This window comes from Paraburkholderia sp. MM5477-R1, from assembly GCF_050436385.1.
In the GTDB taxonomy this organism is placed as follows: domain Bacteria; phylum Pseudomonadota; class Gammaproteobacteria; order Burkholderiales; family Burkholderiaceae; genus Paraburkholderia; species Paraburkholderia tuberum.
Genome location: NZ_JBNDMC010000007.1, coordinates 2630389 through 2644048 on the forward strand (window position 1 = coordinate 2630389; position 13660 = coordinate 2644048).

Annotated in this window: 11 protein-coding genes; 5 read left to right on the forward strand and 6 right to left on the reverse strand. The window is 62.7% G+C overall.

The window, feature by feature from the left end:
* Nucleotides 1-74: 74 nt before the first annotated feature.
* Nucleotides 75-998 (reverse strand): LysR substrate-binding domain-containing protein, encoded by a 924-nt coding sequence (locus OKW35_RS41135; protein WP_429555036.1) that lies wholly within the window; start codon nucleotides 996-998, stop codon nucleotides 75-77.
* Nucleotides 999-1156: 158 nt separating this feature from the next.
* Here OKW35_RS41135 and OKW35_RS41140 point away from each other — a divergent pair, with 158 nt between their 5' ends.
* Both OKW35_RS41140 and OKW35_RS41145 read left to right on the forward strand, forming a co-directional pair.
* Nucleotides 1157-2071 (forward strand): NAD-dependent epimerase/dehydratase family protein, encoded by a 915-nt coding sequence (locus OKW35_RS41140; RefSeq protein WP_429555037.1) that lies wholly within the window; start codon nucleotides 1157-1159, stop codon nucleotides 2069-2071.
* A gap of 130 nt (nucleotides 2072-2201) precedes the next feature.
* Nucleotides 2202-2384, forward strand: coding sequence for a hypothetical protein (locus OKW35_RS41145; protein WP_018418561.1), 183 nt, complete (start codon nucleotides 2202-2204; stop codon nucleotides 2382-2384).
* Between the two features lie 116 nt (nucleotides 2385-2500).
* Here OKW35_RS41145 and OKW35_RS41150 read toward each other — a convergent pair whose 3' ends face one another.
* Both OKW35_RS41150 and OKW35_RS41155 read right to left on the reverse strand, forming a co-directional pair.
* Nucleotides 2501-3247 (reverse strand): DUF899 domain-containing protein, encoded by a 747-nt coding sequence (locus tag OKW35_RS41150; protein WP_429555038.1) that lies wholly within the window; start codon nucleotides 3245-3247, stop codon nucleotides 2501-2503.
* Nucleotides 3248-3336: 89 nt separating this feature from the next.
* Nucleotides 3337-4731, reverse strand: a complete 1395-nt coding sequence (locus tag OKW35_RS41155; protein WP_429555143.1) for an NCS2 family permease — start codon at nucleotides 4729-4731, stop codon at nucleotides 3337-3339.
* A gap of 444 nt (nucleotides 4732-5175) precedes the next feature.
* Here OKW35_RS41155 and OKW35_RS41160 point away from each other — a divergent pair, with 444 nt between their 5' ends.
* Nucleotides 5176-6252, forward strand: coding sequence for a PRC-barrel domain-containing protein (locus OKW35_RS41160; RefSeq protein WP_429555039.1), 1077 nt, complete (start codon nucleotides 5176-5178; stop codon nucleotides 6250-6252).
* Nucleotides 6249-7496 carry an MFS transporter gene (locus OKW35_RS41165; RefSeq protein WP_184062097.1) on the forward strand — a complete coding sequence of 416 codons (1248 nt, stop codon included), beginning with the start codon at nucleotides 6249-6251 and terminating at the stop codon, nucleotides 7494-7496. The genes OKW35_RS41160 and OKW35_RS41165 overlap by 4 nt, the downstream gene beginning before the upstream one ends.
* A gap of 105 nt (nucleotides 7497-7601) precedes the next feature.
* Here OKW35_RS41165 and OKW35_RS41170 read toward each other — a convergent pair whose 3' ends face one another.
* Together OKW35_RS41170 and OKW35_RS41175 are read right to left on the reverse strand one after the other, a co-directional pair.
* Nucleotides 7602-8741, reverse strand: coding sequence for a Gfo/Idh/MocA family protein (locus OKW35_RS41170; RefSeq protein ID WP_429555040.1), 1140 nt, complete (start codon nucleotides 8739-8741; stop codon nucleotides 7602-7604).
* Nucleotides 8742-8744: 3 nt separating this feature from the next.
* Complete coding sequence (locus OKW35_RS41175; protein WP_184062099.1) at nucleotides 8745-9512, reverse strand: sugar phosphate isomerase/epimerase family protein; 768 nt, start codon at nucleotides 9510-9512, stop codon at nucleotides 8745-8747.
* A gap of 330 nt (nucleotides 9513-9842) precedes the next feature.
* Between OKW35_RS41175 and OKW35_RS41180 the strand changes: the two genes are divergently transcribed.
* On the forward strand, nucleotides 9843-10835 hold the full coding sequence (locus OKW35_RS41180; protein WP_429555041.1) for a LacI family DNA-binding transcriptional regulator: 993 nt from the start codon (nucleotides 9843-9845) through the stop codon (nucleotides 10833-10835).
* Between the two features lie 458 nt (nucleotides 10836-11293).
* On the opposite strand, the gene OKW35_RS41185 is transcribed toward OKW35_RS41180, so the two are convergent.
* Nucleotides 11294-13132, reverse strand: a complete 1839-nt coding sequence (locus OKW35_RS41185; RefSeq protein ID WP_429555042.1) for a tetratricopeptide repeat protein — start codon at nucleotides 13130-13132, stop codon at nucleotides 11294-11296.
* Nucleotides 13133-13660: the final 528 nt, after the last annotated feature.

A 13660-nucleotide genomic window follows, 5' to 3' on the forward strand; every position in this document is an offset into this window, starting at 1 on the left:
TTCGCTGGCGGGAAGCCGAACACGCCGGCTCCGCCGATATCTGGGTTATAGGATAGAAGGCTCCGCGACGCGGATCAGAGCTTGACCCGCGCCACGATGAAATCCAGAAAGCACTGCACGCGCCCCGCGAGCGATGCGCTCTGGTAGTACACCGCATGCACCGGCTGCCGTTCATCGACGAGCAGGTTGCCGAGAATCGGCACGAGGCGGTTTTCGCGCACGTCGCCGGCGGTCATGAAGTCGGCCAGACAGGCGACGCCCCAGCCGGACAGCGCCAGTTGCCGCAAGGTTTCGCCGCTCGACGCGGTGATCGACGGTTCGATCTTCAGCAGCGCGGCTTCGTCGCGCTGCCCCTTGGCGCGCTTCGTTCCCCTGCCCCCTTCGCGCAACGGCCAGCGATTCAAATGCTCCGGCGCCGTAAAGCCGATCAGCCGATGCGCGTGCAGCGCGTCGAGCGTGGTCGGCTCGCCGTGCTCGGCCAGATACGCCGGGCTCGCGAGCACGCGCAGCCTGCTCTCGCCGAGCGCGCGCGCATGCAGCGTCGAATCCTGCAGCGCGCCGATGCGAATCGCGATGTCGACCTTCTGTTCGAGCAGATCGACGATCCGCTCGTTGCTGGTCAATTCGAGCCGGATCTCCGGATACAGCGCCGAAAACGCGGTCATATGCGGCGCCACGCAATGCAGCATGAACGGCGACGCCGCATCGACGCGCAAGCGCCCCGACGGCCGTTGCCGCCCGCGCGCGACCGACTCCTCAGCCTCTTCGAGCGCGTCGAGGATCGCGCGGGCGCGCCGCAGGAACGCGTCGCCTTCCTCGGTCAGATGCAGACGCCGCGTCGTGCGCCGCACGAGCGCGGTGTCGAGCTTCTGCTCGAGGCGCGTGAGCGCGCGGCTCACGCCGGAGACGGTCTGCCCCAGCTTCTCGGCCGCCGCGGTAATCGAGCCGCTGTCGATCACGGTGACGAACACCAGCAATTCGTCGGTGGAGGTTTTCATTGTTGATTTCAGATCAAGATTGATTTGAGACTAACACGCTTTTTGCGAGAATCCGCGCGAGCGATACTGCGTGCCTGTCGATCGGAGTTGGCGCTTTAGCGCTTACTCCGATCCCATGCAAGAGATTGCGGTCTTGGCATTTCCCTCAGGAGAACGTCTTGAAGATTTTCGTTACTGGCGCAAGCGGTTTTATCGGCGGCTCGATCGCGGCGCATCTGGCGCGCGCCGGCCATCAGGTGCGCGGGCTGATTCGCAAAACCGAACACAGCGGCGAGTTGCAGCGGCTCGGCATCGAGCCCGTGCTCGGCACGCTCGACGACCGCGCGTTGCTGATCGCCGAAGCGCAAGCGGCCGACGCGGTGATCAACGCCGCGAGCAGCGATCACGAAGGCGCGGTACGCGCGCTGATCGACGGACTCGCCGGTTCGGGCAAGGTGTTCCTGCACACGAGCGGGTCGAGCATCGTCGGCGATGCGTCGGGCGGCGAAGCGGGTGAAGCACGCATCTATCACGAAGACGCGCTGCCCACCCCGACCGCCGACAAGGCCGCGCGCGTCGCGATCGATCAACTGGTGCTCGACGCCGCGCAACGCAACGTGCGCTCGGCCGTGCTGTGCAACACGCTGATTTACGGTCACGGCGCGGTGGCCGGCAGCGCGAGCGTGCAGTTGCCGCGACTCGTGCGCCAGGCGCAGAAAAGCGGCGTCGTGCGTCATGTGGGCAGCGGCGGCAACGTCTGGTCGAACGTGCATATCGACGACGTCGCCGAGCTGTATCGCCTCGCACTCGATAAAACCCCTGCCGGCACGTTCTATTTCGTCGAAAGCGGCGAAGCGTCGTTCCGCGACATGAGCGCCGCGATCGCACGCGCGATGAAGCTCGGCGCGCCGCAGGACTGGCCGCTCGAAGACGCGAAACAGGAATGGGGCTACGAAATGGCCTCGTACGGTCTTGGCTCGAACAGCCGCGTGCGCGGCGAACGCGCGCGCAAACTGCTCGGCTGGCAACCGCGGCGCAGGTCGGTGATCGAATGGATCGAACGCGACATGACGGGGCCGCAAAGCACCGTTTGACGCGGCTTTGCGCGCCGCGCGACGTAAGCTATGTAAGCGCGGTCGTTGCGAATCCGTAAGCTCCTTTCGATAAAATCGCGGGCACCTGACGGTGCGATTCCACCGTCGCGCACACGCCCCGATTCGACCGATGAGCTTCGCGCTGAACTTCGACTGGCTGACTAACCTGATGGCGATTCTGTTCGTCGTCGCGTGTCTGTACGACACGCGTTACGACGAATACGGCGTGCTGACGCTCGCGGCCGCGGCGATGAGCCTCATCGTGATGGCGATGGAAATGTTCCTCAGACCCGCCTTCGAGATGGCGCTGTAGCGAGCTGATGCAGCGCTCGTGCAGCACAGAGGCGCCGCGCCAGCTAGCGCGGCGCGCGCCCCTCGCCCCCTTCGTCGACCCGCTTCACCGCTTCACCACTTCACCACTTCACCGCTTCACACCGTGTACGATCCGCACGCCGGGCAAGCCGCGCGCGCGTGGTCGTCGTAGCGGTCGTGATGCCTGACCCAGTCGGTCAGATTACTGTTCTCGTTGCGGCCTTTCGGCGCGATGTCCAGAAGCGCGTAGGTGTTCACGAAGCGCTCGTCGCCGCGTGCGTAGCATGAGTACGTGTGATACACGTCGCCGTTTGCGTCCTTGTAGAACACGCTGTGGCCGTGCTGTTCGTCGATGCCGACGTCCTGCTCGGTGAAGTTGTAGAACGCCTTTTTACTCGCCAGCTGCTCCGGCGTGAACGACACGTGGTAGTCGAAATTGAAATCGCTGCCGCTCGACGACACCCACGGAAAGGTCCACCCCATGCGCCGTTTGAACGCGTCGATCTTCTCGAGCGGCGCGTGCGATACCGTCACATAGCTGACGTCGTGATGGACCAGATGCGTGAGAATGCCGCTCATATGGTCCGACAAAAACGAGCAGCCGACGCACCCCTCTTCCCAGTCCGGGCCCAGCATGAAGTGATAAACGATCAGCTGGCTGCGGCCGTCGAACAGCTCTGCGAGCGTCTTGCGGCCTTCCGGCGTATCGAACGTATAAACCTTGTCGACCTTGACCCACGGCAATTCGCGGCGCTTGCGCGCGAGTTCGTCGCCGGCGCGCATATGCGCTTTTTCGTCGGCGAGCAGCGCGCGGCTCGCGGCGAGCCACTCTTCCTGGCTGCCGATGCGATGTTGCGGTTCCATCTGCGTCTCCTTTCCTGCGAATGCAGGGCTTGCCCTCAAGGTTAAGGTTTAGAGACGCTGACGCGAAAGTCAAGGAGCCGCAACGAAACTCAGATCGCCCAGCCGCCGACATAAAACCCGACCAGCACGACTGCGATCGCCACGGTCCCGACATTGAGCTTGCGATACTCGCCGCTGACCACGCGTCCGATCACGAGCGTCGCGAAGCCGAGCATGATGCCGGTCACGATGTTCGCGGTCAGCACGATGAACACCGCGCACACGAGCCCCGCCATCGCGTCGACCATGTCGTCCATATGCAGCTTGCTGACGTTCGACAGCATCAGCAGCCCCACGTACATCAGCGCGGGCGCGGTCGCATACGAAGGCACCAGCGCGGCGAGCGGCGAGAAGAACATCACGACGAGAAACAGCAGACCGACGACCGCCGCCGCCATCCCCGTCTTCGCGCCCGCCGCGACGCCGACCGTCGACTCGATATACGCGGCCGCCGGCGCGCCGCCGAGCAGGCCCGAGAAGATCGAGCTCAGCGAATCGGCGGTCAGCGCGCGGCCGCCGTTGATGATGCGGCCGTTTTCGTCGAGTTGCCCCGCCTGGCCCGCGACCGCGCGGATCGTGCCAGTCGCGTCGAACACGGCGGTCATCACGAGCGCGAGCACGCTCGGCAGCACCGCCATCGACAGCGCGCCCTTCACGTCCATCGCGCCGATTAGCGACGCATGCCCCGGCGCGCTCAACGACGGCACCGCGAAGATGCCGTGAAACGCCACGACCGGATCGATCGCGAGCCCGATCGCCGAGATCGCGACGATCACGATCAGGATCGAGCCCGGCACGCGCCGCCGCACGAGCCCGACGATCGCGGCGAGTCCGGCGACCGACATCAGCGCCGGCAACGCCGCAATATTGCCGAGCGACACCGGCAGCCCCGCGCCCGGATTCTTGACCACCAGCCCGACGTCGTTCGCGGCGATCAGCAGCAGGAACAGGCCGATGCCGATCCCGGTGCCGTGCGCGATGCCGACAGGCAGGTTGCGCAAAATCCACGAGCGCACGCCGGTCACCGAAATCGTCGTGAACACGACGCCCATCAGGAACACCGCGCCGAGCGCAACGGTTGGATGCAGGCCCTTGCCGAGCACGAGGCCGAACGCGGTGAACGCGGTGAGCGAGATCGCGCAGCCGATCGCGATCGGCAGACGCGCCCACACGCCCATCAGCAGCGAGCCGAACGCCGTGGTCAGACACACGGCGACGAACACCGCGCTGGTATCGAAGCCTGCCTTGCCGAACATGCCGGGCACGACGAACACGGAGTAGACCATCGCGAGGAAGGTCGTGATGCCCGCGACGATCTCCTGGCGCTGCGTGCTGCCGCGCGCGGAAATGTCGAAGTAGCGGTCGAGAAAGCCCTTACCGCGGAATGATTCGGTGTCGAAGGATTCGCTCGCGACGTCGGAATTCGCGAGGGCCTGGGGTTCCATCATGATGAGTGCCTCCTTTATCAGCGCGCTGAAACGGCCGCTAAAGCGGCCGTCATCAGGTTCGTCTCGTGGATTGGTTGGTGTGGGTAACGCTTTTCTGAGTCGAAATGTAGGTGAAGCGAACTATGTGTCCAATCGCATGAATGGCATGCCGGACATGTCGCGCGACTTATATCTTTTGCGCGACGGTCGCTCGCGCGAGCGCTGCGCGCGTATACACCTACGGCATACGGGCAGCCGCGAAACGCGCCGAACCCACCCCGGCGATCGCGTTCCAGGCACGCGGCGTGCAGCGCTATACCGCCAGCGCATCGGCGAAACCGCCTGCAACGCAACCGGCGAAAGGCTGCCCGCGCGGCAGCGCAGGTTAAACTCTGGGCCGTATCCCATCCAACCGCGGCGGCTCATCGCGCCGGTCCGCACCTGCCCGTGGAGTTTTTCCTGATGACTGGCGGTTTTCCGCGCCCCGCCGGGCGCCTGCCGATTGTCCCGTTTGGACCGCTTGGATCGCTTCGCCCGCTCGATTCGCCTGATTCGCCTGATTCGCTCGATGTGCTTCGACTGTTGCGCTGGCTGTGCACCGTGGCCGCGCTGTTCGCGTTCGCCGCGCTGTCCGGCTGCAGCAGCCTGCTGTGGGGTACGCAGCAGGCGCCGATCGTCGATGCGACGGTGATGCCGGTCGAGCCGGCAAGCGCGCCGGTCGCCGCGTCCGCGCCCGAGCCGGTCGAGAGCGAGGCGAACGAGGGGCCCGAGGAGCCGAAGAAACCGAAGAAGCCGGTCGTGAAGCCGCACAAGGTCGAACCGCCGCCGCCCGTTGTCGTGCCGGCTCCGCCGCCGCCCCCGCCGCCGCCGCCGCTGATCGTGCTGCGTACGATCGAGCGCAGCGACGCGCGCGCGCTGCTCGACAGCCAGGTGCAGAAGCCCGACGGCAAGGTGGTCGGCCGCGCGGTCGACATGATCGCCGACGCAGCCGGCAAGCCGCGCGAGATGGTCGTCAATCTGCAGGGCTTCCTCGGCGTCGGCGACCGCAAGGTGAACTTCCCGTGGGGCGCGTTCCACTTCACGCCGACCGCGAAGGGGGCGCCGATCACGCTGAACCCGACGGCCGTGCCGAGCACCGCGAACAAATCGAACCCGCTGGAACTGCCGCTGCTCGATGCGACCGTCGAGCGCGCGAACGGCGCCAAGGTGGGCCGTGTGGTCGACGTGCTGATCGACGGCAACGCGCAGCCGCAGGCGATCGTCCTCGACGTCGGCGGCATGGTCAGCCCCGACCGGCGCACGATCGCCGCGAACTGGTCGGCGCTGCGCTTCGTCACGCGCGACAAGGAACTGCATCCGCAGATCGATCTGAGCGACGCGCAGATCAACGCGACGCCGCTCTACGCGAGCGACAAGCCGATTCGCGCGGTGTCGCCGGCGCCGCCCGCGCAGCCTGCCGCCAGCGCCGCGCCGGCGGCCTCGGCGCCGCCGGCCGCGTCGTCGGCCGTCGCGGTTTCCAACGCACGGGCGGTCCGATGACGGTCCGTACTATGGTCACGGCGCGAAGTCTGCGCGCGCTCGATTGGCTCAACTTCTTCGTCGCCAACGTGCAGACGGGCTTCGGGCCGTTCATCGCGTCCTACCTCGCATCGCACAAGTGGACCCAGGGCGAGATCGGCATGGTGCTGTCGGTCGGCACGATCAGCGCGATGGTCAGCCAGGTGCCCGGCGGCGCCGCGGTCGACGCGTTGCGCAACAAGAAGGCGGCGGCCGCGTGGGCGATCGGCGCGATCATCCTCAGCGCGATGCTGCTCGCGATCAGCCCGACCGTGCTGCCGGTGATCGCCGCCGAGGTGTTCCACGGCTTCGCGAGCTGCATGCTGACGCCGGCGCTCGCGGCGATCTCGTTCGCGCTGGTGGGTCGCGCGAATCTCGGCGACCGGCTCGGCCGCAATGCGCGCTGGGCATCGATCGGCAGCGCGGTCGCGGCCGGTCTGATGGGACTGTTCGGCGAGTACTACTCGCCGCGCGCGGTGTTCGTCCTGACTGCGGGCCTCGCGGTTCCCGCGCTGATCGCGCTCGCGATGATCCAGCGCACCGACACGATCGAGCTGCCGCAAGCGGCGCCCACCCCCGAGCAGCTCGAGCGGCGCGAAAGCCTGCGCGAGCTGCTGCGCGACAAGCGCATGCTGCTGTTCGCCGCCTGCATCGTGCTGTTCCATCTGTCGAACGCGGCGATGCTGAACCTGGCCGCCGGCGAAGTGACGGCCGGCATGGGAGACAACGTGCAGCTCGTGATCGCGGCATGCATCATCGTGCCGCAGGCGATCGTCGCGATGATGTCGCCGTGGGTCGGGCGCTCGGCCGAACGCTGGGGCCGCCGGCCGATTCTGCTGCTCGGCTTCTCCGCGTTGCCGATCCGCGCGCTGCTGTTCGCGGGCATCAGCAGCCCCTATCTGCTCGTGCCGGTGCAGATGCTCGACGGCTTGAGCGCCGCGGTGTTCGGCGTGATGCTGCCGCTGATCGCCGCCGACGTCGCCGGCGACAAGGGCCGCTACAACCTGTGTATCGGCCTGTTCGGGCTCGCGGCCGGCATCGGCGCGACGTTGAGCACGACGGCGGCGGGCTTCGTCGCCGATCGTTTCGGCAACACGGTGAGCTTCTTCTGCCTCGCGGCGGCCGGTGCGCTCGCGGTGCTGCTGGTGTGGGCGGCGATGCCCGAGACGCGCGACGCGGCGACGGCCAGCAACGGCGACGGCGCGGCTGTGCCCGGTCGTGGATAGTCGGCGGCGAGGTGAGTCGCGCGAGCTGTATGAGCCGGGGCGTGATCTGATGGTCGCAGTCGGATCACGTCGCAACCGGCTTGATCACTCCGGCAGTCAGGTGAGTCAGTCGGCGAGAAGCGCCTCTTCGCCTCGACCCAATGGCACGACGACGGGTCGCTGCACGACGGTCTCGATATCGATGTGCCGCCCCTCGCGCGACGAGCGTTCGAAGGCATCCAGCACCTCCAGCACGTGTAACGCCAGTTCGCCGCTCGCGCGATGCGGCCGACCTCGACGCAACGCCATGGCCATGTCCAGCACGCCCACAGCGCGGTAATTGGCCACCCGCGCACCACTCCTCAACGTGAAGTTGTCGACGCCAAAAGCATGGACCTGTGTGTCGAGCGGCTTAAAGCCGCTATCACGTTCAGCCACGCGCGGACTCCCGCCAAAGAAATTGGGATCGACGCCCAACAGGCTACCTTCCGTGCCATAGATCTCGATAGGCGCACGCTGATGGGCCCACACGTCCCAGGAGGCGCTCATCACAACGTTGGCCCCACCCTCAAAATGCAGGATACCGTTGACCGTGGTGGGCACCTCGACCTCGATGACCTGGCCCCTCAGCGGCTCACTGGAGACGATGCGCTGGGGAAGACCGATGGTGGCGCAAGCAGACACGCGTGCCACCGGCCCAAGCAGGTTGACCAACTGCGTCACGTAATACGGGCCCATGTCGTGAATCGGGCCGCCGCCAGGCTTGAAAAAAAACTCAGGATTGGGATGCCAGGACTCCATGCCGCGGGACAACACGGCCACGGCCCCGCCAATGGCACGCCCAATGCGGCCCGCATCGAGCGCCGCGCGGCACGCCTGATGGGCCGCGCCGAAGAAGGTGTCCGGCGCGCAGCCCACGCGTAATCCCGAAGCCTCGGCTCGCGCCAGCATCGCGCGTGCGGACGCGAACTCGGTACCCAGGGGCTTTTCGAGGTAGACGTGCTTGCCCGCCTCCAGAATCTGCAGGCTTACCGGCACATGCGCGTGCGGCACCGTAAGGTTGATGACGAGTTCGATGTCGGGGTCGGCCAGCAGCGCAGCCACCGTCATCGCGGCAACGCCGTGCTGCGCGGCCTTGGCTCGGGCGGCCTCCGGACGCAAGTCGGCGCAAGCCTTGATGCGGACGAATTCCGAATTCGCCGCGCCGGTGAAATAGGCATCGCTGATGTTGCCGCAACCGATGATGCCGACGAAGACAGGTTTCATGGATCAGGCTCCGAGCTGGTGCAGATAGGCAAAGGCATTGCGGGCGAAGCGTTCGCCGTCGCTGGGATTGTCGTGCTCGGCGGCGAGGAAACGCGCGCCCGCTTCGCGGCAGGCGGCGGCCAGCGTGGGCCAATCCATGACGCCGTGACCGACGTCGGCCCAGCCGTCCTCGTCCAGTTTTTCACCCGCGGGCGCGAGGTCTTTCGCATGGGCCGACACCACGCGGCCCGTATAACGACGAAGCCATGGCAAAGGATCGGCGCCGCCGCGCACGAGCCAGGCTACATCCACTTGCCAGCCGAGCGGGCTTGCCCCGGCGGACTCGAACAGCAGTTCCAGCGCCGTTGCGCCGTTCTCCTTGGCGCTGAGTTCCCAATCATGGTTGTGGTAAGCGAGGGCGATGCCCTGAGCGGCTAGCCGATGGGCGAGGCTGCCCAACTCGTTGCCGAGCGCCCGCCAGTATGCGGCGTCACTGTCGCGCTCGGCGGGCGGCACCGCGGGCATGACCAACTGGGTGATACCGAGGGTCTCGCACGCCGCGCTCACTTCGTGCAACCGCTCACGCAGCATGGCCATGCTGAGGTGGCTGGAGGAGGCGCTAAGGCCGCGCGCCTGAAGCTTGTTCCGGGTGTCGGCCGCATTTTCGAGCAAGGACCCGATCAGCTCCACCTGGCGAAATCCGGCTTGGGCGGCAATGTCGAACTGCCGGTCGAGTTCGCCCGCATTACGCAGGCTGTAAATCTGGATGGAAATGGGCAGGGCTTGATTCATGGTCGTCAATCAAAGAGTCAAGGTGGATGCGGCACGGATGGCCTACGGAGCTGGGCGCAAGTCAAAAGGTAAGCGCTTTCCCGTTTACCTGGAACAGGGGCTTTACCCTATGCAGCAGGGACCGGCACAAACAGGAGTACGCGATGAGCTTCGGATAAGCGGATTGCATAATGCTGCGGTTTGCAGCAACACCATGGATTCCCGCAAGCCGAGTCTGAATCCCCACTCAGTTTCGAGGTTCGATGACGCATGAGGGGAAAACCTTTTCCCGTGATGCTAAAATTGTTACCTTCCTGCTGGCGACAAACGCGCCGCTGCCTGAACGAACCAATGCGAAGCAAACCCTCCATCGAAGCCGTTGCCCGCGAGGCTGGCGTTTCCATTGCCACGGTGTCGCGTGTGCTCAACGGGACGAAGGCCGTGACGGCGGCCACGCGTGAGCGGGTCGAGGCAGCCGTACGGGCACTGAACTACCGGGCCAATCCGTTCGGCCGCAGCCTGAGTACCGGTCAGAGTCGCATTCTGCTGATGCTCATGCCGGATTTCGCCAACCCCTACTACGCCGAGATCGTGCGCGGGGCCGGCGCGGTCAGTCGCCAGGCCGGTTACACGCTGCTTCCGGCGGACCTGGAAGCCTGGACTGGCACGGCGGACGCCTCGCTGCCGACGCTGGCCGGCAGTCTGAGCGACGGCGTCATCAATCTCGTGCCCATGTCCGACCCGGCAGCCCGGCGCGAGGCGGCGAACGGCAAGCCATGGGTCAATTGCTCGGAATTCTTGCCCGGTAGTGACGTGCCTTATGTCAGCATCGACCACCGCCAGGCCGGTACGGATGCCGTGCAGTACCTCATCAACAAGGGCCATCGGCGCATCGGCTTCATCACCAGCGACGAGCGCTTCCTGTATGCGCGTCAGCGCCGCGAGGGCTATCACGCGGCACTACTGCGCGCCGGTCTCGCGCCTGCGCCCGAGCTTGTCTGCGTTACTGGCGACAATAGTTACGCCGCCGGAAGCCAGGCGGCGGCAAAGCTGCTGGCGGTGGTGGATCCACCGAGCGCCGTGTTCGCCGTGTCGGACACGTTGGCCATCGGCGCGATCAAGGGCTTTAGCAAAGCCGGCCGGCGGGTGCCGCACGACGTGGCGGTAATGGGCTTCGACGACGTGCCCATCGCTGGCATCTTCGAGCCGGGGCTGACGACCGTGGCCCAGCCCATGGTCGAGCTGGGCGCCACGGCGGCCGAAATGCTGCTGGCGCTGCTCGACGGCCAACGCCCAGCGTCGCGCATCCTGCAGCATCAGTTGGTGCTGCGGGAGTCGGTTTGAGCGGTCGATCGGGAGAAGTAAAGATCTGCTTTGCCCACTGAGGTGGTTTGTAGCTGGCTCAGTTTTGGTGAGGCTGCCGACGCCGATGCATGTCGGCCACCTTGCTCCCACGGCTCATGAAATCGTTCGTTGAAGCTTTCGTGGTCGCCGTGGTCGGCGCCGTCGCTGTGGCGGTTTTTGCTCAGTCGAGCCAGCCGAAGACCCATCAGCAAATAGCACGCGCGGGCGCACGCGAGCGAATGGCTGGAGATGGGCCGGCTACCACCCGATGCGCTCGGCTGTTGTCGACCCGCAACTGCCACTCCCGTACCAACGATTCGCTGACCGAATTCAACTAGAACCGGTCGTCGGTCAAATTATTTAAGCGCGCCGTGCCTAAAAAGCGTCGCTTAAGATCGTCGTCGGATAGTTGATGCAAGTGATCGGCATGCCAACCATGCCCACGCAACAGTTGATAGTTACTTTTCAGTGGAATGTTGACTTATAGTCGCCGCTTCACTACTCGAAATGTTTTTCTCATTCGCCTCGAAAGTGGACCGGTACTTGGCGATTGTTGCAAACCACCCCTTTTCTGGACGATTTAGCCAATCGCTGCTTACTAGTTTTTCTGTATGCTGTATGTCGGCGGACAAAGACGTCAGTAAGGCGTCTATGCGCGCGTCTTCCTTGAAGTTTTTTTTCATTTGGATGGCTTCCAAATAGGCTCGCGTCTGAAGAGCGAGAGCGAAAACCTCTAAACCGTAAAAACTCTTGGAGAGATATATTCCGTCTGCGATAGCTCTGTGTATGTAAGCCAATCTTAGTTCTTCCGGTACGACGCCTTCAAAATCTTGAATTTGGCGATCCTTTAGTATGGGTAGGTACTGAAAAATCGTATCATGTATCTGTGCACCTGAAAGCTCGGAAAGAAAAACAAGGGCAAGTTTGGCGAGCACTACGTCTTTGTAACTTTCCAGCCGAAGCTTCTCATCCGAAGCATTTTTTTCGAAAATTTCACTCGCCGTTTTGAAATCGTTCTTGTCGAGAAGAACGTATCCATAATTCGAGCGTGCGAGCGGGAAATTCGGGTCGCTCTCCATGGCAGCTTGCAATGCGACTTCTGCCTTGTCGGTATGCCCTCTTGAAAGTTCTATATAGCCAATGCCGTTCAGCGTACGAGCCTTTAAGCTCCCTGTGGCAAATTCGCTAGCGCGTTTAAACAACGAAATTGTCTCATCCGTCTTTCCTAGGTAATAGGAGCTTATCGCTTGAAAGTATATCGAACTTGGGTATGCTAGTGAACGGTAGCCATCGACACGATCGGTCCTTGAAATAGCCTCAGCCGATCGAAAGCTCTCTATTGCATCGTTAGTTCGCGATTGTTTTTGGGCGACTGTCTGGGCGTCACGAGCAGCATCGAGTAAGCAAACGCCTCGAAAGAAGCGAGCAGTGGAATTTTTGGGATAGCCGCTGATTCTTCCAGCATTCGACAGGGCGTCAGCGCATTCAACGTATTTCTTTTGCGCGTAATAGCGCGCTGCTTTCAAAAACGGGGTCCATGGGTCATCAGGATATCTGCTGGTAAAGTTACCTATTAAAACTGATTTGGCATCAGACAGATCTGGCTCGGAGAATGCGAGATTAATGATTTGATATATAAATTGAAGCCTTTCTGCCGCTGGTCTCTGTGCCTCACTGACCTTGATCGAAGATATCTTATTTTTCGCTGCTGTAATGTATCTGATTTCGAAAAATTGAAAATATGCCATTGACAGTTGCTCCTCAGTTTCACTAAACTGGGGAAACGAGGCGACCGTCATCCACGCAGGAATTTGAGCTTTTTCTGTAGTGAGTGGAAAAATCTTTTTTGTAGCGCGCCAATTTCCGTATTCGAAATTCAAGCTTGAAAATGTCATGCCATAAGCTCGATCTTGATATAATGCGCTTGGCGATTCTTCGCTAGAAAAAGTTTTTTCTTTCGAATTCACTTTTACAGTTATCGCCGTGGGACCTCTCCACGATATTTGTATGTAACCGACCATCAAGATGGGTAGACAAAGAAGTGTCACAAATGTCAGTAAAAATGGGGTCGTCAGCCTGCTTGCAAGAATTTGTCGGAACGTCTTTGTGATAAATGTCTTCGACGTTTTTGGCAATAGTTGATGAACAAAACCGCCAGCTACGCTGCCGCCTATTACTGACCATAGCTCCGATTTTTGCACTTGCCAGCCAAGGAAATACCAAACTGACACCCGTACTAGAGCTATGAGAGCAACGGCGAGAGCTGCGTTTCGAACCGGTATTGGCAAGGACTTCATTTTGACCCTCGCTGTTTCAGTCGACCCCTAGAGCAAACCGCATTCATCCGGCAATCGCGCCCTCGCTCGTTTGCTAGCAGGCTGTTGAAAAACGTTCCGGGAGGGTTTCGCCGAAATTTTCCGACCTCTTAAAACGCCCTGCACGCCGCTCGCGCGACCAGGGTAAGGGGAAGAGCACCCCTGAATACGGGTCGTAGACACCCCTCAAACCAGTTTTTCAACAGCCTGCTAGGAAAAGGATCACTCCAGTCGCATGGCCGCCGATCATCGCTCGGCGTGTGCAAGCAGTTTAGACGGTAGGAGTTGTCGTCGCGCGCCAACATGTATTGCGACGGCCTTCTACAGCGCACGCCCAAGGACTGGGCACGTCGACGTCGTGCTTGAACGACACGACAACTTCAAATTCTATGATTGAATGCCCGGTTTTTTAACTCGATCAGACGCCTGAATGTCGGCACGCTGGTGCGATCGAACGACGCTTCTTGGCCGTACTGAGTCCGACGGCGTCCGGCTCAGTTCGTTAAGGGT

Excerpts from the sequence above, each read along its gene's own strand:
- OKW35_RS41135 (WP_429555036.1), bottom strand. The coding sequence starts at position 998 with ATGAAAACCTCCACCGACGAATTGCTGGTGTTCGTCACCGTGATCGAC.
- OKW35_RS41145 (WP_018418561.1), top strand. The coding sequence starts at position 2,202 with ATGAGCTTCGCGCTGAACTTCGACTGGCTGACTAACCTGATGGCGATT.
- OKW35_RS41150 (WP_429555038.1), bottom strand. The coding sequence starts at position 3,247 with ATGGAACCGCAACATCGCATCGGCAGCCAGGAAGAGTGGCTCGCCGCG.
- OKW35_RS41155 (WP_429555143.1), bottom strand. The coding sequence starts at position 4,731 with ATGGAACCCCAGGCCCTCGCGAATTCCGACGTCGCGAGCGAATCCTTC.
- OKW35_RS41160 (WP_429555039.1), top strand. The coding sequence starts at position 5,176 with ATGACTGGCGGTTTTCCGCGCCCCGCCGGGCGCCTGCCGATTGTCCCG.
- OKW35_RS41165 (WP_184062097.1), top strand. The coding sequence starts at position 6,249 with ATGACGGTCCGTACTATGGTCACGGCGCGAAGTCTGCGCGCGCTCGAT.
- OKW35_RS41170 (WP_429555040.1), bottom strand. The coding sequence starts at position 8,741 with ATGAAACCTGTCTTCGTCGGCATCATCGGTTGCGGCAACATCAGCGAT.
- OKW35_RS41175 (WP_184062099.1), bottom strand. The coding sequence starts at position 9,512 with ATGAATCAAGCCCTGCCCATTTCCATCCAGATTTACAGCCTGCGTAAT.
- OKW35_RS41180 (WP_429555041.1), top strand. The coding sequence starts at position 9,843 with ATGCGAAGCAAACCCTCCATCGAAGCCGTTGCCCGCGAGGCTGGCGTT.
- OKW35_RS41185 (WP_429555042.1), bottom strand. The coding sequence starts at position 13,132 with ATGAAGTCCTTGCCAATACCGGTTCGAAACGCAGCTCTCGCCGTTGCT.